This window comes from Bacillus toyonensis BCT-7112, assembly GCF_000496285.1.
GTDB lineage: Bacteria > Bacillota > Bacilli > Bacillales > Bacillaceae_G > Bacillus_A > Bacillus_A toyonensis.
In genome coordinates, this window is the sequence record NC_022781.1 from 1,824,854 (window position 1) to 1,847,716 (window position 22,863).

At 36.3% G+C, this 22,863-nt stretch carries 26 protein-coding genes; 7 read left to right on the top strand and 19 right to left on the bottom strand.

Annotation, left to right across the window (positions count from 1 at the left end; genetic code table 11):
* Positions 1–117: 117 nt before the first annotated feature.
* Positions 118–909 (bottom strand): SDR family oxidoreductase, encoded by a 792-nt coding sequence (locus BTOYO_RS09355; protein WP_002039744.1) that lies wholly within the window; start codon positions 907–909, stop codon positions 118–120.
* 147 nt (positions 910–1,056) lie between these two features.
* On the opposite strand from BTOYO_RS09355, the gene BTOYO_RS09360 reads away from it, so the two are divergent.
* The gene (locus BTOYO_RS09360; RefSeq protein ID WP_001066671.1) at positions 1,057–1,515 is read left to right on the top strand and encodes a universal stress protein; all 459 of its coding nucleotides are present in this window, start codon (positions 1,057–1,059) and stop codon (positions 1,513–1,515) included.
* A gap of 252 nt (positions 1,516–1,767) precedes the next feature.
* On the opposite strand, the gene BTOYO_RS09365 is transcribed toward BTOYO_RS09360, so the two are convergent.
* Together BTOYO_RS09365 and BTOYO_RS09370 are read right to left on the bottom strand one after the other, a co-directional pair.
* Complete coding sequence (locus BTOYO_RS09365; protein ID WP_000250794.1) at positions 1,768–2,190, bottom strand: VOC family protein; 423 nt, start codon at positions 2,188–2,190, stop codon at positions 1,768–1,770.
* A 98-nt stretch (positions 2,191–2,288) separates the two neighbouring features.
* Complete coding sequence (locus tag BTOYO_RS09370; protein WP_001252904.1) at positions 2,289–2,984, bottom strand: hypothetical protein; 696 nt, start codon at positions 2,982–2,984, stop codon at positions 2,289–2,291.
* Between the two features lie 95 nt (positions 2,985–3,079).
* On the opposite strand from BTOYO_RS09370, the gene BTOYO_RS09375 reads away from it, so the two are divergent.
* A complete protein-coding gene (locus BTOYO_RS09375) occupies positions 3,080–3,259 on the top strand; it encodes a hypothetical protein (protein WP_000342760.1) in 180 nt (59 codons plus the stop codon).
* A gap of 44 nt (positions 3,260–3,303) precedes the next feature.
* Here BTOYO_RS09375 and BTOYO_RS09380 read toward each other — a convergent pair whose 3' ends face one another.
* The 3 genes from BTOYO_RS09380 to BTOYO_RS09390 all read right to left on the bottom strand — a co-directional run bounded on the left by BTOYO_RS09380 (position 3,304) and on the right by BTOYO_RS09390 (position 6,345).
* Entirely contained in the window at positions 3,304–3,645 is a 342-nt protein-coding gene (locus tag BTOYO_RS09380) for a DUF3139 domain-containing protein (RefSeq protein ID WP_000470005.1), read from the bottom strand.
* A gap of 109 nt (positions 3,646–3,754) precedes the next feature.
* Positions 3,755–5,143, bottom strand: a complete 1,389-nt coding sequence (argH, locus tag BTOYO_RS09385) for an argininosuccinate lyase (protein ID WP_000041284.1) — start codon at positions 5,141–5,143, stop codon at positions 3,755–3,757.
* Positions 5,140–6,345 (bottom strand): argininosuccinate synthase, encoded by a 1,206-nt coding sequence (locus BTOYO_RS09390; RefSeq protein WP_000412333.1) that lies wholly within the window; start codon positions 6,343–6,345, stop codon positions 5,140–5,142. Before BTOYO_RS09390 ends, argH begins: the two co-directional genes overlap by 4 nt.
* A 167-nt stretch (positions 6,346–6,512) precedes the next feature.
* Between BTOYO_RS09390 and BTOYO_RS09395 the strand changes: the two genes are divergently transcribed.
* A complete protein-coding gene (locus BTOYO_RS09395) occupies positions 6,513–6,830 on the top strand; it encodes a hypothetical protein (RefSeq protein ID WP_000417202.1) in 318 nt (105 codons plus the stop codon).
* A gap of 28 nt (positions 6,831–6,858) precedes the next feature.
* On the opposite strand, the gene BTOYO_RS09400 is transcribed toward BTOYO_RS09395, so the two are convergent.
* Entirely contained in the window at positions 6,859–7,053 is a 195-nt protein-coding gene (locus BTOYO_RS09400; RefSeq protein WP_000910296.1) for a hypothetical protein, read from the bottom strand.
* Positions 7,054–7,891: 838 nt separating this feature from the next.
* On the opposite strand from BTOYO_RS09400, the gene BTOYO_RS09405 reads away from it, so the two are divergent.
* Entirely contained in the window at positions 7,892–8,554 is a 663-nt protein-coding gene (locus BTOYO_RS09405) for a YitT family protein (RefSeq protein WP_001244520.1), read from the top strand.
* Positions 8,555–8,585: 31 nt separating this feature from the next.
* Here the strand turns inward: BTOYO_RS09405 and BTOYO_RS09410 are convergent, their stop codons facing one another.
* Positions 8,586–9,419 carry an EcsC family protein gene (locus BTOYO_RS09410; RefSeq protein WP_001256857.1) on the bottom strand — a complete coding sequence of 278 codons (834 nt, stop codon included), beginning with the start codon at positions 9,417–9,419 and terminating at the stop codon, positions 8,586–8,588.
* A 137-nt stretch (positions 9,420–9,556) separates the two neighbouring features.
* On the opposite strand from BTOYO_RS09410, the gene BTOYO_RS09415 reads away from it, so the two are divergent.
* Positions 9,557–10,192 carry a DUF1796 family putative cysteine peptidase gene (locus tag BTOYO_RS09415; protein ID WP_001054282.1) on the top strand — a complete coding sequence of 212 codons (636 nt, stop codon included), beginning with the start codon at positions 9,557–9,559 and terminating at the stop codon, positions 10,190–10,192.
* Positions 10,193–10,265: 73 nt separating this feature from the next.
* Positions 10,266–10,700, top strand: a complete 435-nt coding sequence (locus BTOYO_RS09420; RefSeq protein ID WP_000283515.1) for an NUDIX hydrolase — start codon at positions 10,266–10,268, stop codon at positions 10,698–10,700.
* A 23-nt stretch (positions 10,701–10,723) separates the two neighbouring features.
* On the opposite strand, the gene ackA is transcribed toward BTOYO_RS09420, so the two are convergent.
* The 5 genes from ackA to BTOYO_RS09445 form a co-directional block, all read right to left on the bottom strand.
* Positions 10,724–11,917, bottom strand: a complete 1,194-nt coding sequence (gene ackA, locus BTOYO_RS09425) for an acetate kinase (RefSeq protein WP_000034585.1) — start codon at positions 11,915–11,917, stop codon at positions 10,724–10,726.
* 299 nt (positions 11,918–12,216) lie between these two features.
* Positions 12,217–13,203, bottom strand: a complete 987-nt coding sequence (locus tag BTOYO_RS09430) for a class I SAM-dependent methyltransferase (RefSeq protein ID WP_000084373.1) — start codon at positions 13,201–13,203, stop codon at positions 12,217–12,219.
* Positions 13,204–13,402: 199 nt separating this feature from the next.
* Positions 13,403–13,903 (bottom strand): thiol peroxidase, encoded by a 501-nt coding sequence (tpx, locus tag BTOYO_RS09435; RefSeq protein WP_000024525.1) that lies wholly within the window; start codon positions 13,901–13,903, stop codon positions 13,403–13,405.
* A 134-nt stretch (positions 13,904–14,037) separates the two neighbouring features.
* Positions 14,038–14,433, bottom strand: coding sequence for a GerW family sporulation protein (gene ytfJ, locus BTOYO_RS09440; RefSeq protein ID WP_000350003.1), 396 nt, complete (start codon positions 14,431–14,433; stop codon positions 14,038–14,040).
* Between the two features lie 12 nt (positions 14,434–14,445).
* Entirely contained in the window at positions 14,446–15,084 is a 639-nt protein-coding gene (locus BTOYO_RS09445; RefSeq protein WP_002093186.1) for a DUF2953 domain-containing protein, read from the bottom strand.
* A 205-nt stretch (positions 15,085–15,289) separates the two neighbouring features.
* Here BTOYO_RS09445 and BTOYO_RS09450 point away from each other — a divergent pair, with 205 nt between their 5' ends.
* Positions 15,290–16,093 (top strand): NAD kinase, encoded by an 804-nt coding sequence (locus tag BTOYO_RS09450; RefSeq protein WP_000785174.1) that lies wholly within the window; start codon positions 15,290–15,292, stop codon positions 16,091–16,093.
* Between the two features lie 153 nt (positions 16,094–16,246).
* On the opposite strand, the gene BTOYO_RS09455 is transcribed toward BTOYO_RS09450, so the two are convergent.
* The 6 genes from BTOYO_RS09455 to BTOYO_RS09480 form a co-directional block, all read right to left on the bottom strand.
* The gene (locus BTOYO_RS09455; RefSeq protein ID WP_000504002.1) at positions 16,247–17,818 is read right to left on the bottom strand and encodes an amidohydrolase; all 1,572 of its coding nucleotides are present in this window, start codon (positions 17,816–17,818) and stop codon (positions 16,247–16,249) included.
* A gap of 87 nt (positions 17,819–17,905) precedes the next feature.
* Complete coding sequence (locus tag BTOYO_RS09460; protein WP_000600354.1) at positions 17,906–18,337, bottom strand: VOC family protein; 432 nt, start codon at positions 18,335–18,337, stop codon at positions 17,906–17,908.
* A gap of 102 nt (positions 18,338–18,439) precedes the next feature.
* Positions 18,440–20,026 (bottom strand): acyl-CoA synthetase MbcS, encoded by a 1,587-nt coding sequence (gene mbcS / locus BTOYO_RS09465; protein ID WP_000817729.1) that lies wholly within the window; start codon positions 20,024–20,026, stop codon positions 18,440–18,442.
* A gap of 176 nt (positions 20,027–20,202) precedes the next feature.
* On the bottom strand, positions 20,203–20,400 hold the full coding sequence (locus BTOYO_RS09470) for an alpha/beta-type small acid-soluble spore protein (RefSeq protein ID WP_000124490.1): 198 nt from the start codon (positions 20,398–20,400) through the stop codon (positions 20,203–20,205).
* A gap of 80 nt (positions 20,401–20,480) precedes the next feature.
* The gene (gene thiI, locus BTOYO_RS09475) at positions 20,481–21,695 is read right to left on the bottom strand and encodes a tRNA uracil 4-sulfurtransferase ThiI (protein ID WP_023441085.1); all 1,215 of its coding nucleotides are present in this window, start codon (positions 21,693–21,695) and stop codon (positions 20,481–20,483) included.
* A gap of 6 nt (positions 21,696–21,701) precedes the next feature.
* On the bottom strand, positions 21,702–22,844 hold the full coding sequence (locus BTOYO_RS09480; protein WP_000638980.1) for a cysteine desulfurase family protein: 1,143 nt from the start codon (positions 22,842–22,844) through the stop codon (positions 21,702–21,704).
* Positions 22,845–22,863 lie beyond the last annotated feature (19 nt).

A 22,863-nucleotide genomic window follows, 5' to 3' on the forward strand; every position in this document is an offset into this window, starting at 1 on the left:
AAAAAATAACACAAGTTTTCCGATAGATTTAATATTACATGAAAGGACAGTATTATCCGCATCTCTCAGTATGAAGGATAAACTGTCCAATTATTTAAAACTCCATTTTATTTTGTTCTATCGATGTCTATGAATAACATCCACTGCACCAGTCACTTCAATAATTGTACCGGTAATCATATCGGAATCGTCCTCACATAAAAACGAAATCGTTCTTGCGATATCTTCACCTGTTCCAGATCTACCAATTGGTGTGTTATGACTTTTCAGCTGGCGTGCTTCTTGAATTGTCGCCTCTTTCATTTCACCAATAATATCACCAGGACATACCATGTTCGCAGTAATACCGTATTCCGCTTCTTCGTAAGCAACTGTTTTCGTTAATGAAACAAGTCCTACTTTTGCTGCCGCGAAAGCTGAGCGATAAATCCATCCCGGTGCACTATCTGCCCCTTGAAATCCGTAATTAATAATACGGCCAAAGTTCTGTTTTCTCATGACCGGAACGACAAGTTTTAATAAATGAAATACCGCTGTTAAATTGCCCTGAATCATTTCATTCCATTCTTCTTCTTCATAATCGACTAACTTTTTCCGTTCAAATACATATGGACCAGCATTATTAATTAAAAAGTCAATTTTGCCAAAACGGCTCATCGCTTCTTCTACTATTTTATGTAAATCTTCCTTTTTCGTGACATCCGCTTGCACGAATTGTAGACGCTCTTCCATATTTTTATATGTTTCTTTCATCGTTTCCATAGCCGTTATATCGCTATGATATGTTACTGTTACTGAATAGCCTTTAGCCAATAATTTTTCTGTTACTTGCTTTCCTAAACCTTTCGTACCGGCTGTAATGAGCGCATGTCTCACAAAACTGCCCCCTTTTAAATTGCTATAGTTCATATGTAACAAGTTCTCGCACCAATTACAACTAAAATGAATTAAAACAAAGTTTTCAAAATTCTGTAACGTTTCCGACAAGCACATTACCAAAATTTGTTTTATAATAAAGTTGTAAAAGGTAATAAAAATGATTGGGAGGAATTTACTATGAATAATACATATACAAATATTTTAATCGCGGTGGACGGTTCTAAAGAAGCAGAAAAAGCCTTTAAAAAAGCAATTCAAGTCGCAAAACGAAACAATGCAAAATTAACAATTGCTCATATCGTTGATGTAAAAGCATACTCAGCAGTAGAAGCTTATAGCCGCGCAATTGCTGAACGTGCAAATCTATTTGCAGAAGACTTATTAGAAGACTACAAAAAAACTGCGCTTGAAGCTGGCCTTGAAAAAATTGAAACTGTATTAGAATTTGGTAATCCTAAATCTAAAATTTCAAAAGAAATCGCTCCAAACCATAAAGTAGATTTAATTATGTGTGGTGCGACTGGTTTAAATGCTGTTGAGCGTTTCTTAATCGGTAGCGTCTCTGAACATATTATTCGCTATGCGAAATGCGATGTCCTTGTTGTTCGTGGTGATGAGGAGCAAGGTGATCTTTAATTCATAAATAAAACACCGAGTCCACATGTTTTACCGAAGGATACGGAAAATTAAGTTCGAGGCCCGAATGAACAATAAATACATGTTGTTAAACAATGATAATAAACGAAAAAGGAGTGGGTAATCCACTCCTTTTTTTCACGACATGCCTTTATTCATAGGAATAAGTCTGCTCTGTTTTTTCTCTATTCTTGCATGGATTTTAAAATCCTCATTTTTCAATTGATTGTTTAATCAAGTTTACACTGTATTCTACTTAATTCTTTGAACAATTGGATGGTCGTCTTTTAGTTGCAACAAATCCCATAAATTCCCGTATAAATCCTTGAATACTGCAACTATTCCATATTCTTGCTCTTTCGGCTCTCTTACAAATTCTATTCCTCTTGAAATCATTTCATTATAATCTCTCCAAAAATCGTCAGTATTTAAGAAAAGAAAAACTCTGCCGCCTGACTGGTTACCAATAAAAGAATCTTGCTCCGGTTTAGATGCTCTAGCCAGTAATATTGTGGTGCCGACTGAACCAGGAGGTGATACCACTACCCATCTCTTGTTTTGCTCTGGCTGATATATACCTTGGACTAGTGTGAAATTTAGTTTCTTTGTATAGAACTCTATTGCCTCATCGTAGTCTTTTACTACTAATGCGATATGAACTATTGATTGAACCATTATTATCCCTCCTATTATTACTGAATAAGCAAATTATAGTATAACATTTCTTACTTTAATCTATCTGTTAGTTTAATAACATAGGCTCTTGTTTTTCTTCATTTCACATACTTCACTATAAATACAAGACAAACAACCACTACAACAGCTACTGCCAACACATAAGGCGGAAGAAACTTCAAAGACCATAACGCCATCATGATTGTCGCAATCGTTAAGTACGCTTGCTTTGCATCTTCTGTCATTTTTTTACGAAGTAAGAAAACGTACAAATAGCCAATTGGCGGCGTAATAAAGCAAAGAACGTATATGATTTTTGATTTTAAATACCACTTTTGTTCTCCAAGTTTCTTTATATCCCCTTCAATTTTCTTACTCTCTTGTTCTCTCACTTCTTCTACAAGCGGGACTTCCTCTTCTCCTCGCTTTTCTTTCATATAAGGAAGAAAGTGCATAAAAAAATAATATGCGAATACGAACGCTCCAAATCCAATATTTAATCTTTCTAATGGAATATGTTCACTAAAAAAAGCAGCAGTAAGCACTAAAGACAAACAGTACGTCATCATCCAAAATGAACGTTTTCTCTTTTTCCGTTCCATTTCTTTTTTGCCTTGTATATCTTTTCTTTTCGAAAGCCATATAGAAATAAAGCAATCTACTACAAATAGAGCAAAAATAAATATCACAACGTGTACTGTTTCTACATCCTCAAATGAAAAGATATTTGGGAATGCAACATGTAATACAATTAATGTGTACAAAATTAGCCCTATAAAATAAATACGTCTCATTTTCCATCCCTTTCTTATTTCCTAACATTACGTTAACATACATTTTTTAGAAATAGACGGACAAAATATATATGTTGAAAAAAGGAGGATGCTATATGGATGATTCTGAACGCATTATTTTAGACGTGAACGGCAAAGAAATTGAAATGCTAGATACGATTCGCACTCATTTTAAAGAGAAACACGGCGTTGAACTAAGTAATGGTGCATTACTTCGTGATTTGATGGATATTGAGTATATTCGAATTACAGAAGATCGACATAAGTATGATTAAAAGAAAAACGACTGCAGGCGAATGCCATCAGTCGTTTTCTTTCTTTATTTAAGCTCTTGATGCTTCCCGCCCATACCACCTGGCTCATTGCTATCTTGGTGTACAGTTAGTTTATTTGTTTTCGCATCTTTTAAAACTCTATATGTATATGATTCATTTGGTTCATCTTTAAACTGCACATTCATACCATACGAATCCATTTTGCTATAAAAGGCCGGTTTTATATATAAAATATCACTTTCTTTATATCCTTTATCTTGCAAATGCCACATCATTGCGATAATTGCTTCTTCTCGCTTTTCTTTTTCACCAACATACATATATTTGTCCAAAAGAAACACTTTAGCATTTGCAATTAAGCTAATTAACAATACAATGATAAACACTATTTCTTCATAGATTTCCCCTAAATTGTTATTTTTTACTACATTGTAACTTAAATGCTAGTAAAAAATAAAGTACGCCAGACTTTAATAGACTGGCGTACTTCCCAACTCAATTCTTAATAACTTCTTTCGTTAACCCCTTCGCCTTCTCCAAAGCGTTTTTGATTTGCTCAAACCCTGTCCCACCAGCACTATTACGGCGCTTTACAGCCGCATATGGTGAAAGAACTTCATACAAATCTTCTTCAAATAAAGAGCTCATTTCTTTATATGTTTCAAGTGGGACATCTAATAAATAAATTCCTTTTTGTGTGCAATGTAGAACTAACTTCCCAACAATTTCATGAGCTTGACGGAATGGTAGTCCTTTGTTCGCTAAGTAGTCCGCAATTTCTGTTGCGTTAGAGAAATCTTGGGTCACAGCTTGCCCCATTTTTTCTTTGTTTACAGTCATCGTTTCCAGCATGCCTGCCATAATATGAAGGCATCCTTCTACTGTTTTTACTGTATCAAACATTCCTTCTTTATCTTCTTGTAAGTCTTTATTGTACGCGAGCGGTAATCCTTTCATTACTGTAAGTAAACTGAATAAATTACCGTATACTCTGCCTGTTTTACCGCGGATTAGTTCCGCCATATCTGGATTTTTCTTTTGCGGCATAATGCTGCTTCCCGTTGCGTATTGATCGCTCATTTCAATAAATTGAAACTCTTGGCTACTCCATAAAATAAGTTCTTCGCAAAAGCGTGATAAGTGCATCATGAGCATAGATGAGTTACTTAGGAACTCCAATATGAAATCACGATCGCTTACTGCATCTAAACTATTTTCATAGATTCCATTAAATCCAAGAAGCTCCGCACTATATTCACGATCAATCGGGAATGTTGTCCCAGCTAACGCTCCTGCTCCTAATGGCGAAATGTTAATACGCTTTAACGAATCTTCATAACGATTCACATCACGCTCTAACATCCAAAAGTAAGCAAGAATATGATGTGCAAATGATATAGGCTGCGCACGTTGCAAGTGCGTATAGCCAGGCATAATTGTTTCAATATTATTTTCTGCTTGATGAACAAGAACAGTTTGCAATTGTTTTGTAGCTTTTATAATATCTTCTACCTTTTCTTTTATATACAAATGCATATCTGTTGCCACTTGGTCGTTACGGCTTCGGCCTGTATGAAGTTTCCCTCCCACTTCACCGATTTTTTCAATTAACATCTTTTCAATGTTTAAATGAATGTCCTCAGCTTCAACTGAGAAATGTAACTTATTTTGTTTCGCTTCTTCTAATAAATATTGAAGACCTAGCTTTATTTTCTCGGCTTCTTCTTTCGTAACGATCCCTTGCTTTGCTAGCATCGTTACGTGTGCAATACTCCCATTTATATCTTGATTGACTAATTGTTGATCGAAGGAGATGGACGCTCCAAACTCTTCAACCCACGCTTCCGCTTCTTCTGTAAAACGTCCGCCCCAAAGTTTGCTCACGCTTCCACCTTCTTTTGATTCACTTGACTGTATACTTTCGTCGGTAAACCGAATAATGAAATGAATCCAACTGCTGCATCATGATTAAATTCATCCTGGGCAGTATACGTAGCTAATTTCTCATCATATAACGAGTATTCAGATTTACGCCCTTCTACAATCGCATGACCTTTAAATAATTTCACACGCACTGTACCTGTTACATGCTTTTGCGTTTCTTGTAAAAATGCATGAAGCGCTTGTTTTAAAGGAGAGAACCATAAGCCATTATAAATAAGTTCCGTTATTTTCTGTTCAATCACCGGTTTAAAATGTGCTACTTCTTTCACGTGTGTTAAATCTTCCAACTCTTTATGCGCTGTAATTAACGTCATTGCTGCTGGGCATTCGTATACTTCACGAGATTTAATACCGACAAGACGATTTTCTACGTGATCGATACGTCCAACGCCATGTTTTCCAGCAAGGGCATTTAACGTTTTAATTAGTTCTGACAGTAAATATGAAGTGCCATTTAAAGTCGTCGGTACTCCTGCTTCAAATCCAATTTCTACAAACTCTGGTTTATTCGGTGTATCTTCTAATGCTAATGTCATTTCGTATGCATCTTCTGGCGGCGCTGCCCATGGATCTTCTAAAATTCCACATTCGTTGCTGCGTCCCCATAAGTTTTGATCGATTGAGAATGGGCTATCTAAATTAATTGGAATTGGTACATCGTTTTCTTTTGCATATGCAATTTCTTCTTCACGTGACCACTTCCATTCACGTACAGGCGCAATCACTTCTAAATATGGATTCAATGCTTGAATAGAAACTTCAAAACGAACTTGGTCATTCCCTTTCCCTGTACATCCGTGTGCAACTGCAGTTGCGCCTTCTTGTACTGCGATTTCTACTAATTTTTTCGCAATAAGTGGACGAGATAATGCAGAGACAAGAGGATATTTCCCTTCGTATAACGTGTGTGCTTGCATCGCCATCAATGCATATTCATTCGCGAATTCTTCTTGAACATCAATCATATACGATTTAATTGCACCTACTGAAAGTGCTTTTTCTTTTACAAACGCTAAGTCTTTTCCTTCTCCTAAATCTAAACAAAGCGCGATAATATCATAATTCTTCTCTTGTAACCATTTAATTGCAACGGAAGTATCAAGACCTCCGGAATATGCTAATACAACTTTTTTCTTCTCCATTTTACATCCCCCTAAAGAATAAATATTCATTATTTCTTATAATAATTCAAACTTTAACACCTTTCATAAAATGAATCAAGGGGAATTCATAATTTTTTTTCAAACAATTTCGTCGAATTTCTTTCTTTTTTTATGTAAAATAGAGGCAGGAAATTGGAGGTGTGTCTATGGAAAAGTATTTTATATACAATGAACATCTAGGAATTGCAGTGCCAAACATACAAGAAGAATGGGAAGACATCTCTGAAAAAACACAGCATGGTATTTTATTAAAATGGGAGCAAATTCGCGGAAAAATACCTGATCGTATAAAAGAGCTTGAACATTACATTAATCAAAAACAACATCGTTTAAATAACGAAGATAATTTTGAAATTTCCTGTAGGCTTAATTCTGAAATAGCTGATTTAGCCTCTATTATTAACGACCTTTGGCTTTGGTATCGCCTCACCCAAAATGTATCTGAGGGAAAAGCACACCAATGAAAAAAGCATGCCCCTCATTCACTTTGGGTCATGCTTTTTTGTCGTAACAAGCTTTGCAATATATTTCTTGCGCCGTTTTTGCTAAACATACATCAAACGGACCTACTAATATACTTCTTTCTTTCGGCAACTTCACAAAAGCAACTAGCTCTTCTTCATATTCAATCTTTTTCTGACATGAAACGCATTTTAATTCTCTTCTTTTAAACATGTCTTTTAGCATATCTCCACTCTCCCTTTCATCTATCTATATTAATATAATATGTAAAAAAATGACACATTACAAAGTAAGATATTCATATACTATGTACAAAAGGAGGCCTCAAAATGATGCGAGCTTTCATTATTATCGCTTTAACATTTTTAAGTGTGATTAGCTGGGATGCATTTTTTAAAGATAAAGGTGACGAAAACAATACAACTGAATAAAAAACCATCTTTGCTTACTTATTGGACAAACTTCTAAAAACTGTCCAATCCTACAAAATAACTTAGGCTTTTCTACAAAAATATTTAAACATAACAATTTTTGTAGATTCCCTCCGTTTATTGTCGGTTTCCATCCGCATACATTTTTTGAAAGTATGATATAATAATATAAATCTTGAAGGAAGGGATTTTGATATCATGATCGCTCGAAGGAGCATGTGGCATCGTATTGACGAATCATACACGTAGCGTATTTTTCAGCTCAGATACTTTAGTCTAGCGAAAAAAATACGAGAGTGGGGAAATTATGATTGCCCGAAGGATAATTTGGCAAAAAAAAGACTCTTCTTACACGTAGCGTTTTGTTTAGGACTTAATTGTTATTAGCTAAACAAAACAAAGAAGAGCAGGATTGCTAAATGACGAATCCTACTCCACGTTTTGTTTAGTCGTTTTAAGACTTAAACTAAAACGAAGGTAGGGAGAATTGATGGACGAGAGGATTATTCGTTATTTCTTCAGCGACATATAGCGTAGTTAGTTTTTTCGTAAACTAACTGAAAGCTACATGTGAGCTCGTAGTTAGTTTACAACACAAAAAGGACTACTAACTACGGAAAGAAGGAATAACGATGAGGAACATCCAAAGTCGACAAATTATTAAAGAAGTTTTTATGGTTTTAATCGGTTCATTTATTTTAGCGGCAGCGCTATATCACATTCACTTCCAAAACCACTTAACAGAAGGTGGATTTGTAGGTATTGCACTATTCATCCAAAATTTTTATGATATTTCACCATCTATTTCAACTGTAATAATGGATATCCCAATTATTTTACTGTGCGCTTCATTTTTAGGTAAAAAAATGGTTGGCTATTCATTTTTAGGTTCAATTTCATTCGGAGTATTTTATTCCCTTATGGAAAATTATTCTCCATTTACGGTAGATTTATCAAACAATTTATTTATAGCTGCAATAGTTGGCGGTGCTTTAGCTGGTATTGGACTCGGTTTTATATTGCGATTTGGCGGTGCAACCGGTGGAGACGATATTTTAACAATTGTATTAAGTAAACGAACTCGTTTTACAATTGGGCAAATTTTCTTCGTCTTTGACGCGATTGTTCTTGCGCTTTCATTATATTATTTAAATTGGACAGAAATTGCTTTTACTATTCTTTCAATTGCCGTACAGGCAAAAACATTGGATTTAATTTATTATCCAAAAGCAGAAAAAGCAGCAGAAAAGCAACCAGTATCTATTCCAATGACCAAAAAACATGCAACAAATTAAAAAAGCGAAAGGCTTCGGCCTCTCGCTTTTTTTATGATTTTTTTTCTTTCTCCATTATGTGGCGCACTTGATAAAATCGATTGGCAAATTCAGTAACATTTCTTGTTAAACGATAATTTACTGTAGATCCAATTGCCATTCCGATGACTGGGATACCTTGGAATAATTTACGACGAAGAGCATAAATTGAAAATGTTTTCAAAATTTGCTTTAACAAAACTTCGGTAGAGGCTGTTTGTAACACTGCTTCGTCTCCTTCATAAAAGAACGAATCTTCTTGCTCCAGCTCTCGTAGCAAGTTGTACCAAGCGTATTGCTGAAGTCTTCCTGGCAATAATGACGCATGAAACACCTTTAACGCCAGCATCATTTCATAAGGCTTGTTCACATCATGCCCAAACGATGTTGCAATAAGTTGGACAGCCTTCACATTTAACGCAATCATAACCGGAAAATCAGCTGTCAATAATAATAATCCTCCAGCACCCGTTGCTCCGCCTTGCACGAATGAATATAGACGATGACGTGCTGTTTGTTGCTCTGCTATGTATGTTAACTGATCAATAGATAATGCTTTCAAATCTTCAAGTTGTTCAATTGATTCATTAAATAATCTTGATGTTCCTAAAATACGATTACGTGCATCTAATTGTGATTGTGAACTTTGAATCAGTGCATGCAAATGAAAAAGCCATCCATCTGCTTTCGTAAAGAATTCTTTTCGTTTTTTCTCAGGTAATTTCGCAACTGTAGTATGTAACCATTTATCAAACACTTTTTGAAAATCGGTCGCTTCTTGCTCAACTAATTGCGCTTCCCATTCCTTTATATTGTCTAAAATGGCTTGTTCTCGCTTCGATCGCATCGTAACAACCACCTCGTTCGATTTTTTTCTATTGTAACATATTTCTGCTTATTCTTTGCAAATATGCTTGTCTATCTCCATTCACATACCATTTTTTAATGACATAAAATATTAGCAAAAAGGATGAGATGAATCACATGAATCTATCCAATATAAAACAAAAGTATAATGCTGTATTTAGCTTAGGACAAAACTGCTGGCCTGCTTGGGCTTTATATCAACTAGGATTATCCCCATTTTTTGGCGTTATTGATTTTATGCTAAGTCCTTCATTAGAGAAAGTAAATTTATTATTACAAAATCGCTTTCACCGTTTTTTAGAATTAGAAAATTTGTCCTTCATCTCATTTTGGGATGATGATGCGAAATTAAGACTACGAGACAACATTTATGAAATTGACTCCTGCCATGACTTTAAAACAGATGTAAATACACCAACTTCTTGGCCTTCTTATACAGATATTAAATTAAATTATGAGCATCGGATTAATCGTTTTCTAACTACAGTAGAAATGGAAGAATCCATATTGTTTATTCGAACCGGGGGAACATATGAAGAAGCACTTTTTCTTGAACAAATTTTATCTCAAATGGTCAAGCATAACTTCTCCGTCCTTTCATTACTTCCTGCCGATGTACCAACTATCACTGAAGAAGATTGGGGATTACAAAACATTTGCGTTATAAAATGCCCAGTGATGGATATATACCAGTACAATGAAGCATTTTGGAAAGAACTATTAGACGGTATTACAATTAGCTCAACAACGTGAATAAAAAGGTGATTTTCTCTATATTTCAACTTATAATTATCCACATATAAATGAATAAGGAGCGATCATATTCATGTACCCACGTGCAAAATCCTTTGGTATTGTTATACATCACAATCGACTTCTACTACAAGAATATAATATAGACAATGAAACCTATTACCGTCCTCTTGGTGGATCAATTGAACTCGGAGAAAAATCAGATGAAACAGTTATTCGAGAGTTTAATGAAGAGCTTCATACAGAAATAGAAATTATCGATTATTTAGGTTGCTTAGAAAACATCTTTCATCTAGATGAGGAAATTGGTCATGAGATTATTCAACTATATTCTTTGCGTTTATTAGACAGATCACTATATGAAATGGAAATAGTGAATATACAAGATGAGCAAACGGCGTCATATGCAAAATGGGTTCCCATTACTGCATTCATTCAGAAGGAAAAATTATTATATCCAGATGGAATTTTAAAATATATTAAAAAGAAAAAAGACGAAATCCTATAGGATCTCGTCTTTCTTTTCATATATTAACCAATATCTCCAAGACGTAGTACGTCACGAGCAATCATAACTTCTTCGTCAGTTGGAATTACGATAATTTTTACTGGAGAGTGAGGGAAGCTGATGAATGCTTCTTCACCGAATACGTTATTGCGTTTTGCGTCGAAGTATACGCCCATGTACTCAAGGCCTTCTAATACGCGCTCACGAATAATTGCACTGTTTTCACCTACACCAGCTGTAAAGATGATAGCGTCAACGCCTTTCATACGAGCTGTGTAAGAACCGATATATTTATGGATACGGCTTACGAACACGTCAAGTGCTACTTTCGCACGGTGGTCGCCTTCTTCTTCTTTCGCAATGATGTCACGTAGGTCACTAGAGTAACCAGTAAGACCTAACATACCACTCTTCTTGTTTAATACGTTAACTACTTCTTCTACAGTTTGGCCTGTTTTTTCCATGATGTATGGAATTAACGCAGGGTCAATGTTACCAGAACGTGTACCCATTGTTACACCAGCAAGTGGAGTGAAGCCCATAGAAGTATCGATAGACTTACCGCCTTCTACTGCTGCGATACTTGCACCGTTACCTAAGTGACAAGAAAGTAGGCTTAAGCTTTCAATTGGACGACCTAATAATTCAGCCGCACGCTCAGTTACGTATTTATGAGAAGTTCCGTGGAAACCGTATTTACGGATACCAAATTTCTCATAGTACTCATACGGTAAGCTGTATAGGAATGCAGATTCCGGCATTGTTTGGTGGAATGCTGTATCGAATACTGCTACTGCTGGTACGTTTGGTAATACTTCTTGGAATGCTTTAATACCAACAAGGTTTGCTGGGTTGTGAAGTGGTGCTAAATCGCTTAATTCTTCGATTTCCGCTAATACTTCATCAGTAATTAAAACAGAATCCGCAAATTTTTCGCCGCCGTGTACAACACGGTGACCGATACCGCCAATCTCATCAAGAGATTTTACGATTCCATTTTCAGTTAATTTGCTAAGAAGCATGTTAACTGCTACTGCGTGATCTGGGATGTTTGTAATTTCTTTTTGTTTTTCGCCATCTACAGTAATAGTGAAGATACTATCTTCTAAACCGATACGTTCTACTAAACCTTTTGTTAATACTGTTTCACTTGGCATTTCAAATAATTGGAATTTTAAGGAAGAGCTTCCTGCGTTAATCGCGATGATTTTTGACATCTAGTCTTTCGCCCCTTTTTCTCTTGGTAGTTGTGTGGATCATTCCACAAACCGCTCGATTTTATCTAATTAAATTCACTCACTATGAAAACGTTTCATCATCAGTAAATTTTATACTCACGATTTTAATTTAAACATCGTCCGACATATATTTCAAGTGAAAAAATTGTAACACCAAGAAAAAAAATATATTACAGATTTCAAAAAAATTCAGTTAAATCTTGTATATATTAAAAAATATGACATATTCTATACAACTGTACTACATTAATCACTAACCCTGTTACATATATATGGTGTTACTTTTGTGTTGCAAACCAAGTATTTAATTGATCCATAATGTTCTCCATAGCCTTCATATTAGAGAATTTAGGTAATTCCACTAGTAGTGCCTGTTTCGGCATTGTTACACCTTGGCCTTTCTTTTGGAGAACAAATATACTTTTTGCATTTTTCTCGTTTTTAAACATGGAAACAGGTAGCTGTAACAAACCTTGAATAAAGCATGTTTCTTTAATAAATGCATGTAGTTTCGGCGCTTGATCACTTTCAAAAATAAAGTTTGGTACTAAGAAGAATAAATACCCGCCTTCTTTCGTATGTTTCACACTTTGTTCAATAAATAAGTGATGCGCATATGACATTCCTTGATCTGCTTTTAACTTATATTCACTCGCACTGATTTCGTTTGGATAATAACCAATTGGTAAATCTGAAACGACTGCATCAACTGGATCAATATAAAGTGGTGCTAGTCCATCTTGATGGAAGAATTCGATTCCATGCTTTTGTAAATTTGCATTTACTAAAGCAAGTTTAATTAGCACTTCATCCACTTCTACACCAAATCCACTCATTGCTAGCTCTTCTTTAGCGCTATTAAATACTGTAGTCATTAAATTACCTGTTCCAATTGCAGGATCTAAAACAGTAATTTCTGTTTTGCCTTGCATAAATTTATGGAATAAGTAGCTCATGAACATTCCAACTGCATCTGGCGTCATTTCGTGATTTGCTTGTACGCCCTCTTTCATTCCTTTTAAAATGGCTAGCTGAAATGCTTTACGAATTTCTTCACCTTTATATGTTTCTTCATTAAACGTACTATATTCACGATTCAACCTTTCAATTGTTGATTCGGATAATTCCTCTTGTAAAATCGCACCTTCAAACAAGTTATCACCTGTTTCTACAAGCGCCTCTAAATATGTTACATCTAATTCTTTACGTAAAACTACCGTAGAAGAATCAAAAATAGAAAATAATGTTTCCACTGTCTGACTCACGTACATTCCTCCTTCTCTCTTTTACACATAACTTATATCATACCACAAAGTGATTTTTTCCAAAAAGAAAAAGCGACCTCCTGTAAAGAGCTCCCTTTCAAGTTATGTATGATATAACATTTTTTCTCATCTATCGTTACCATTCGTAGCAATAGATGAGAAAAAACGACCTCTTTATAAGAGGTCATTTCCTTCCTAATTACTTTGCAGATTTAGCTGCTTCTAATGCTGCTTCATAGTTTGGATGGCTTGTACCTTCGCTTACGTATTCTGCGTAAACTACTTTGTCATTGCTATCTACTACGAATACTGCACGAGCAAGTAAACGAAGTTCTTTCATTACTAAGCCGTAAGCTTCACCGAATGAAAGGTCACGGTGATCAGAAAGTGTTACAACATTTTCTAAACCGTTTGCTGCACACCAGCGTTTTTGAGCGAATGGTAAGTCAGCGCTAATTGTTAATACTTTCGCGTTTTCAATACCTGCTGCATCTTGGTTAAAACGACGTGTTTGTGCATCACATACACCTGTGTCGATTGAAGGTACAACACTAATTAATTTTACTTCGCCTTTGTATGTTTCTAAACTTACTGGAGATAAGTCGTTTGCTAATACTTGGAAGTTTGGCGCTTGATCGCCAACTTTAACTTCTGTTCCAACTAAAGTCATTGGATTACCTTTAAAAGTTACGTTTGCCACTTGAAAATCCTCCCTTATTTAAACAAAATATGTACAATGTAAATGATAGTTTGTCCCCATCGATAATGCAAATAAAATCGCTTTATTTACAAAAAAATTAAAGAAGCTAATCCATTGATTAGCTTCTTTATTCGTTAAATTTGAAATTCAGGATCATCTTCTTTTCGTTTATCCATCATTTCTTTCACTTTATCAACAGCTTGTGGTGCTAATTCAATTATTTTATCAATGACGTGTGTCTGCTTATCTAAGTGTAATACTTTCACACCATCTCCATTTATAACAAGAAAGGCAACAGGATTAATAGAAACTCCTCCACCACTTCCCCCGCCAAATGGATGACGACCTGAATGTTCTACTTTACCAAATTCACTTCCACCAGCAGCAAAACCAAAGCTTACTTTCGAAACAGTAAGAATTACACTTCCATCTGCTGCTTTAATTGGATCACCAACAATTGTATTTACATCAGTCATTTGTTTTAAATGCTGCATTGCGGTTGTCATTAAACCTTGAATTGGATGGTCCACTCTATATCCCCCCTATGCTTGAACAGATTTTTCTGTCATACCAGATTTTTGCTTTCTCATAAACATGAGTAATTTGAATCCTGTTTTTATAGCACGAAATATACGAAAAGATGCTGTTAACTCGCACCTTGATGCAAATCCCTTCCCTTGAAAAACAGGGATAATTTCAAATTCTGGTACATCGACAATATGCATATATTGTCCTATAACTCCAGCAGCCATTCCTTTTGTCCCCCATGCATATCCAGTGACAATTCCAGTACTAGCTGCGTCGCCTGCTCCAATTTGCGTATGCCATTTCCAACCATTGATTTTCACTCGTTTGAGAAAATCTTTAACGATAGTATGAACTTTTTGAAGCCTTTTTATCAGTTCCCCGATGCTGTCAAGTTGCGCCATAATTTTATTATCTATTCCACCGTCCTTTTCAGCTTTTTCGATTTTCTGCCCTGTCTTTTTCTGCTGTTTTTCAATTCTTTCCAACACATCAAATGTATATCGAATCATCCATATTTTCACTTGAAACAAACATTGCTTTTCCATTTCTGAATATAAAAATGTCACTTTAAGCTTTATTTTCGACAATAGTATAAGCAAAATAAAAAGGAGAAGAATTATTATTCCAATTACGAGCCACTTCATACGTATCATCCTTTCACTCCGTACCCATTATCGACAAGTTTATTCATCATTAAACAGAGTTCCGTAAGATTGAATATAAAAATTTTTCTAAAAATAAAAAGGTGTTTTGACAATTTATATCGAAATATATTATTTGAACATATCATCAGGGAACGGACTCTAATGATATGTAGCACGAAAAACAGAAAATTTAACTGCAGTGGAGGGATACATAATGGCAGATCGTCGCAATTTATTTTTCTTTTATGGTGATGACAAAGCAACGTTCGTTGAAAAGATGAAACCAATCTATCGCATTTTAGAAGAGAATGGATTTACCATATTAGATCAACCAAAAAATGCAAACGCTATCGTCAGTGTTGGAGATGATGCAACTTTCTTACAAGCCGTTCGTAAAACTGGTTTTAGAGAAGATTGCTTATACGCAGGGATTTCTACGAAAGATGAAATTTCTTTCTACTGTGATTTCCACATTGATCACGTTGATACAGCCCTTCAAGAAATTACAAAAAATGAAATTGAAGTGCGAAAATATCCAACAATTCAGGTAGATGTAGATCACGGTACATCTTTCCATTGTTTAAATGAATTCTCATTACGTTCTAGCATTATTAAAACATTCGTTGTAGATGTTCACGTTGATGATTTATATTTCGAAACATTTAGAGGTGACGGTTTAGTTGTTTCTACCCCAACAGGAAGTACAGCTTACAATAAATCATTACATGGTGCCGTTGTCGATCCGCTTATCCCATGTTTCCAAGTAAGCGAACTAGCATCTTTAAATAACAACACATACCGTACGCTCGGTTCACCGTTCATCTTAAACCACGAACGTACACTAACTTTAAAACTTAAACCAGACGGTAACGATTATCCTGTTATCGGCATGGATAACGAAGCGCTTAGCATTAAACAAGTTGAAAAAGCTGTTGTACGCTTAAGCGATAAACAAATTAAAACAGTAAAATTAAAAAACAATTCCTTCTGGGAAAAAGTACAGAGAACATTTTTATAGTATTAAAATAACCGCAAAATTATGGGGATCCCATAATTTTGCGGTTATTTATTTATCCCGATTGGCGCGGCCAACAATCTCTCGCTATCCGGTCGCTATTCTTGTCAGTTTTTGTCGGTAAGTCGATATATTCCGAAAATCGCTGATATATTTTTACGCATCTTTTCTATAGGCAACCTGGCCATCAATGACGGTCATTTCCGCTTGTACTTCTTTTATTTCTTCTGCCTCTATTTCAAATATGTTTCGATCTAATATCGTAAAGTCTGCTTCATATCCTTTTATAATTTGTCCTCGCTTCGCTTCTTTTCCTATTGCATAAGCACTTCCTGTCGTAAATAAAGAAACAGCCTCATATGCCGTTAATCTTTCCTCAGGCATATAGCATACACTGTCAATAAAACTTCTACGTGTAACAGCGCTATATATGCCTAAAAACGGATTCACTTGTTCAATAGGAGCATCTGAACCACCGTTGCAATGTAAGCCTGCGTCCAGTAACGTCTTCCAAGCATACGCGTAACGAAGACGACGCTCGCCTAGTTTTTCAATGACTGATGGAAAATCTGATGAAACAAAGACCGGTTGAATATCAATAATAGCTGGCAAGTGTTTCACTCTTTCAATCAACTCTTCACGAGCTAGCTGGCAATGAATAATACGGTCACGCACCCCTTCTGCTGGTGGATATAATTCGAGTGCATCAATGACATATTCAAGCGATAAGTCACCTATAGTATGAATGGCAACTGACATATGTAAATCACGTGCTTTTTTCACTAAACATGCAAGCTCTTCACGTGAGAAAATCGCAACTCCATTTGTTTCCTTCGCATCTTCATACGGTTCACTTAATAAAGCAGTTCTTCCGCCAAAAGAACCGTCAGAGAAAATTTTCATCGCACCAAATTCAATATAGTGCTCATTTTCATATTCTTTTCTTTCATTTGCTACTTCATGATGAACGAGTAAATGCGCTTTAAATGGCATTTCTTTTATAACGTAAGAAAACGCATTATACGTTTTTCTAAAACCACCATAATAATTTAAATCTTCCGTATGCCCACCAACGATTCCGTATTGCCAGCAGTCTTTAATCGCTGTTTGCAAAGCTCTTTGTAAATAAGCTTCATCAATTTCAGGCTGAACGTGTTTCATTAATTCTTGTCCTTGTTCATATAAAAGCCCTGTTAACTTATTTGATGCATCCCGGCCAATTTTCCCGCCTTTCGGATCTTGCGTCTCTTCTGTTATGTTCGCTTCTTGCAGTATGTATGAATTCACCCATGTAACGTGACGACAAACTCGTTTTAATAAAATGGGATGTTCTTTCGAAATTGCATCTAAATCACGTGCGTGAACATCTTTCGTATCTGTAAAGTTATTTTCATTCCAGCCTTCTCCGATAATCCAACAACCTTTTGGCGCGTCTTCTACTTGCTTCTGAACAAGAGTAAGTACTTCGCCATAAGATGTACAATTTGATAAATCTAGACGGAGTAACCTCTCTCCATGCCCAATAAGATGCATATGACTATCAACGAGACCTGGAATCATCGTTTTGCCTTCTAAATCGTGCAATTTAACCGTAGTAGCATATCGGTCTTCTAACTCTTCTTTACTCCCGACATCAACGATCACACCGTTTTCAACATAAACAGCGTCTACTTTTTCATTCTCTTCTCGCATCGTGTAAATGGTGCCGCCATACCAAATTTCTCCCATATGCTCATCCCCTTTTTCCCTTTAGTCTACGAGATTAATCCGTATAAAAAAAGCACCATTTGAATTAAAAATGGTGCTTTCCCAAAATTATTTTTGTTCAGTAGTAGACGTTGTAATTTGCCATTCAATGCTAAATTTATCTTTTAGTTGTCCGTATGCTGGGCTCCAGAACGTTTCTTGAAGTGGCATAATAACTTCTCCACCCTCTTGTAACTTTTCGAATACTTCTTTTGCTTTTTCTGCATTACTAATTTGAATTGCGATTGTTACTTGAGATCCGATTGCATGCCCTTGACCTGGGAATGTATCAGAAATCATAAGGTCCGTATTACCAACTTTTAAAGTAGCATGTAAAACGCGCTCTTTCGCTTCAGCTGGAATCGGGTATTCTGGATTTTCAGGCATGTCACCAAAAGTTTGCATTACTTCTACTTTTGCGTCTAATGCCTCTTTGTAAAACTGTACAGCTTCTTGCCCACTACCATCTAAAACTAAGTACGGATTAATACCTAAAATCATACGGACACCTCTTTTTTTAGTTTATAAAATCGAACTTGTGTTCGTTTTTATAATATCATCGTTTTACATTTCATTCAACTATTTACTTGTCTATTTTCAAAATTATTTGGAAGGGAGCTCCATCTCTTGTTTTCTAAGTTCAATACGACGAATTTTTCCGGAAATCGTTTTTGGTAGTTCATCTACAAATTCAATTTTGCGAGGATATTTATATGGTGCAGTGAGTTCTTTCACGTGTTGTTGGAGCACTGGAATTAATGTTTCTTCGTTCTTTTCTATATTCTCTCTTAATACGATAAATGCCTTCACGACACTCCCTCGAATTTCATCCGGACTTGCGACAACCGCACATTCTCTTACGTAAGGATGTTTTACAAGTGCATCTTCAACTTCGAACGGCCCGATTGTGTAACCAGAGCTAATGATAATATCATCTCCGCGCCCTTCAAACCAGAAATAGCCGTCTTCATCTTTTTTCGCTTTATCACCCGTAATATAATAATCACCACGGAATTGCATCGCTGTGCGTTCATCATCTTTATAATATTGCTTAAAGAGGGCTGGTGTTTCAATATGAACTGCAATATCGCCAACTTCTCCTACCTGCACTGGGATTCCTTCTTCATTAACGATATCAACATGGTTTCCTGGCGTTGGTTTCCCCATTGATCCCGGTCTAATATCCATCCCTTTCATTACGCCAACAAGTAATGTATTTTCCGTTTGCCCATAGCCATCTCTTACTGTAATATCAAAGTGCTTTTGGAACGTTTCAATGACTTCTCTATTTAACGGCTCACCTGCGGATACAGCGCTATGTAACGCTTCTAAATTGTACTCAGTCAAGTCTTCTACCTTTGCCATTAATCTATACTCAGTCGGTGTACAACAAAGCACATTCACCTTATTATCGTCTAATAAATTTAAATACGTTTTCGGTTCAAACTTACCGTTGTATACAAATCCTGTTGCCCCTGAACCGAGAGTGGCTAAAAACGGGCTCCAAATCCACTTTTGCCACCCTGGGCTAGCCGTTGCCCATACAACATCATTCTCTTCAATTCCGAGCCAATTTGGGGCGCTCGTACGTAAATGAGCGTATGCCCACGCATGCGTATGAACAACTCCTTTCGGGTTTCCTGTCGTCCCTGACGTATAAGATAAAAAGACCATATCTTCTTTATCTGTTTTCGCCATTTCTAACATGTCACTTTCTGTTTCTAATGCTGTTTTTAAATTGATCCATCCGTCTACTGACTGCTCGCTCAGAACGAACTTTTGAAGAGGTTCCATCGCCCCTATGTTATCAAACTGTCCGATATATGGTTCATAACTTACAATCGCTTTTACTTCTCCGTGTCCAATGCGGTATTCAATATCTTTTTTACGCAACATTTCCGAACTCGGAATTACGACAAATCCTGCTTTAATCGCAGCGATATACGTCATGTAAGCTTCAATTAAACGCGGCATCATAATAAGGAGCTTGTCCCCTTTTTGTAAGCCACTTTTTATAAAAGCGTTTCCAATTTTATTTGCACCTTGCATTAATTCAAAATATGTAACTTCTCGTCTATTCCCTTTATCATCTTGCCAAATTAAAGCAAGCTTCTCTTTATCGTCTGTATATTTCTCTATTTCTGAAACTAAATTATAAGATGGTGGTGCCAACAATTCCTCTCTCTTCATAAACATCCTCCTTTTTCTTTATGCCTCCCTTATATAATAAAGAATTTTCAGTAAATTTTGAACCCTCTTCTTTTGACAATTTTTTTATGCTTTTGTCGAAATGAATTTATACTAATACGAACAACAAAAAGAAAGAGCGGGGAGAACCCGCTCTTTCTAAGCCATTGTATATGGAATTATTTTTGGAAACCGCCTAATTGTTGCTCAGCTAGTGAAACTAGACGTTTCGTAATTTCGCCACCAACAGAACCGTTAGCGCGAGATGTTGCATCCGCTCCAAGTTGAACACCAAACTCTTGAGCGATTTCGTATTTCATTTGGTCTAATGCTGATTCAGCACCAGGAACCGCTAATTTATTTGTGCTACGTGCCATGTTATATCACCTCCTTGTGAGTATAGAGTGTGATAAATAACATGACTTCATACACATTTTAGATATGGTAATTTATGGTTTTAGAAAAGTTCTTCGAATTTTTCTTCTTCCGCTACTACTTCTACCGTTTGTAATACCATTGTTTCTTTGTTTGCTACAGCTTCTTCGATTAATGGTGTGAAATCATATTTCGCTTCAAAACGATTCGCTTTTTCACGCTTCGGCTTCGTCGCTGGGCTTGCTGGTGTGAATACTGTACAGCAATCTTCGTATGGACGAATTGAGATATCATATGTGCCGATTTCTTCAGCGATTTTAATAATTTCTAATTTATCCATCGTAATAAGCGGACGAATAACAGGATAGTTTGTCACTTCATTAATCGTATGCATACTATCTAACGTTTGGCTCGCTACTTGTCCAAGACTTTCACCAGTCGTAATTGCAAGTGCATTACGCTCCTCTGCAATCTGCTCTGTAATACGCATCATCATACGACGCATTACTGTCATAGAATAACTAGATGGAATTTCTTTATTAATCGTTTTTTGCACTTCAGTAAATGGAACAAGGTGAAGTGTTACACGTTTACAGTATTTCGTTAACCCTTGTGCTAAATCGATTACTTTTTGTTTCGCACGCTCACTTGTGAAAGGTGGACTATGGAAGTGAACTGCCTCCACAGATACGCCGCGTTTCATCGTTAAGTACGCTGCTACTGGGCTATCAATACCACCAGAAAGAAGTACCATTACTTTTCCGCCAACGCCAACTGGTAAACCGCCAGCTCCCATGTGCTCACCACACATAATATAGCTGTAACCACTGCGAATTTCTACACGTACATTCACATCTGGATTATGGACGTCTACTGTGATATCCTCTGTATTTTCTAAAATGTGCCCGCCAATTTCTGGAAGTAACTCCATCGTCTTCATTGGGAAACGTTTATCAGAACGGTGCACTGTAATTTTAAATGTTTTCACATCATCTTTTACTTGTAAGAAAGCTGCTAATGCACCTTTTTTAATATCTTCTAATTCTGATGGTACTTTCATCGCTAAATTAAACTTATGAATACCAAATACATCTTTCAATCTTTCAGCAATCGCTTCATGGTCTTCGCCATTTAACTGAATGTACATACGGTCATGTGTTGCATCGATTTTAATGTTTGGGAATTTTTTCAGTTTGAACTTAACGTTATCTTTTAATGTGCTTACAAATTTAGAACGGTTCTTACCTTTTGTCGTCATTTCTCCGTAACGTACTAAAATATATTCATATGTCATCATATTTCTTTACCTCATCACTTCATATAATTTTGGCATTGTCTCTTTTACAATACCTTCAAATTGTTTTACTTCTTCCCTCGTGTTGTCTGGTGCTAGACTAATACGAATAGCGCTTGCAGCAGCTGCATGCGGTACTCCCATTGACACTAACACTCTGCTCACTTCATTTGCTTTTGAAGAACAAGCAGACTTCGTTGATACATATACACCGTGTTCTTCTAAAGCATGAACGACCACTTCCGGTTTTAAACCGACAAACGACACATTTAAAATGTGTGGTGCTGCATATGCAAGCGACGTATTAATTGTTACATGTTCCATTTCTTTAAAGAAACGTACAAGCTCTGTTTGTAAACTTTGCAAATGAGCTATCTTTTCTTTCACTTGTTCCATTGTCATGCGAAGTGCTTTCACCATCGCTACAATGCCAGGTAAGTTCTCTGTACCAGAGCGATACTTAAGCTCTTGTTGACCACCTGATAAAATCGGATCTAATCTTACGCCATCACGCACGTAAAGAAGACCTGTTCCTTTTACACTGTGGAATTTATGTCCAGATATTGAGCAAAGGTCAATATGCGAAGCATATAAATTAAGCGGTACTTTTCCTATCCCTTGTACATGGTCCACATGGAATCTTATTTTCGGATAATTCGATAATAACGTTCCAATTTCAGCAACGGGCTGAATTGCTCCAGTTTCGTTGTTCACATGAATAATTGAAACAAGAATTGTATCTTCACGAAGCACTCGCTTCACATCCTCTACCGATACAACACCATGCTCGTTAACCGGTAAATATGTTACATCAAACCCGAGTTCTTCTAATTGCTTATATGCCTCAAACACAGACGCGTGTTCAATATTTGTTGTAATGATATGTTTGCCGCGCGAACGATTCCTCATCGCTATCCCTTTAATCGCAAGGTTATTCCCTTCCGTTCCACCCGATGTGAAAATAATTTCGGAAGGTTTTACGTGAAGAAGCTGCGCTGCAATCGTTCTTGATTGTGTTAATAGACGCTCTGCCTCTCCTCCAAGCGAATGAATAGAAGAAGGATTTCCAAAATATTTCCCAGCAACCGTTACGTACGATTGAAGGGCTTCTGGATATGGCTTCGTCGTCGCACTATTATCAAAATAGATCATCGTTCTTCCCCTTTCAGCG

Coding starts and splice junctions, on each gene's coding strand:
- BTOYO_RS09400 (WP_000910296.1), bottom strand. CDS start 7,053: ATGCTAAAAGACATGTTTAAAAGAAGAGAATTAAAATGCGTTTCATGT.
- BTOYO_RS09375 (WP_000342760.1), top strand. CDS start 3,080: ATGGATGATTCTGAACGCATTATTTTAGACGTGAACGGCAAAGAAATT.
- BTOYO_RS09410 (WP_001256857.1), bottom strand. CDS start 9,419: ATGCGATCGAAGCGAGAACAAGCCATTTTAGACAATATAAAGGAATGG.
- mbcS (WP_000817729.1), bottom strand. CDS start 20,026: ATGAAGAGAGAGGAATTGTTGGCACCACCATCTTATAATTTAGTTTCA.
- BTOYO_RS09370 (WP_001252904.1), bottom strand. CDS start 2,984: ATGAGACGTATTTATTTTATAGGGCTAATTTTGTACACATTAATTGTA.
- BTOYO_RS09450 (WP_000785174.1), top strand. CDS start 15,290: ATGGCAGATCGTCGCAATTTATTTTTCTTTTATGGTGATGACAAAGCA.
- BTOYO_RS09405 (WP_001244520.1), top strand. CDS start 7,892: ATGAGGAACATCCAAAGTCGACAAATTATTAAAGAAGTTTTTATGGTT.
- BTOYO_RS09445 (WP_002093186.1), bottom strand. CDS start 15,084: ATGATACGTATGAAGTGGCTCGTAATTGGAATAATAATTCTTCTCCTT.
- BTOYO_RS09460 (WP_000600354.1), bottom strand. CDS start 18,337: ATGATTTTAGGTATTAATCCGTACTTAGTTTTAGATGGTAGTGGGCAA.
- BTOYO_RS09455 (WP_000504002.1), bottom strand. CDS start 17,818: ATGGGAGAAATTTGGTATGGCGGCACCATTTACACGATGCGAGAAGAG.
- BTOYO_RS09360 (WP_001066671.1), top strand. CDS start 1,057: ATGAATAATACATATACAAATATTTTAATCGCGGTGGACGGTTCTAAA.
- BTOYO_RS09480 (WP_000638980.1), bottom strand. CDS start 22,844: ATGATCTATTTTGATAATAGTGCGACGACGAAGCCATATCCAGAAGCC.
- ackA (WP_000034585.1), bottom strand. CDS start 11,917: ATGTCAAAAATCATCGCGATTAACGCAGGAAGCTCTTCCTTAAAATTC.
- BTOYO_RS09355 (WP_002039744.1), bottom strand. CDS start 909: ATGAACTATAGCAATTTAAAAGGGGGCAGTTTTGTGAGACATGCGCTC.
- BTOYO_RS09470 (WP_000124490.1), bottom strand. CDS start 20,400: ATGGCACGTAGCACAAATAAATTAGCGGTTCCTGGTGCTGAATCAGCA.
- BTOYO_RS09415 (WP_001054282.1), top strand. CDS start 9,557: ATGAATCTATCCAATATAAAACAAAAGTATAATGCTGTATTTAGCTTA.
- BTOYO_RS09420 (WP_000283515.1), top strand. CDS start 10,266: ATGTACCCACGTGCAAAATCCTTTGGTATTGTTATACATCACAATCGA.
- BTOYO_RS09390 (WP_000412333.1), bottom strand. CDS start 6,345: ATGGAGAAGAAAAAAGTTGTATTAGCATATTCCGGAGGTCTTGATACT.
- thiI (WP_023441085.1), bottom strand. CDS start 21,695: ATGATGACATATGAATATATTTTAGTACGTTACGGAGAAATGACGACA.
- BTOYO_RS09365 (WP_000250794.1), bottom strand. CDS start 2,190: ATGGTTCAATCAATAGTTCATATCGCATTAGTAGTAAAAGACTACGAT.
- BTOYO_RS09395 (WP_000417202.1), top strand. CDS start 6,513: ATGGAAAAGTATTTTATATACAATGAACATCTAGGAATTGCAGTGCCA.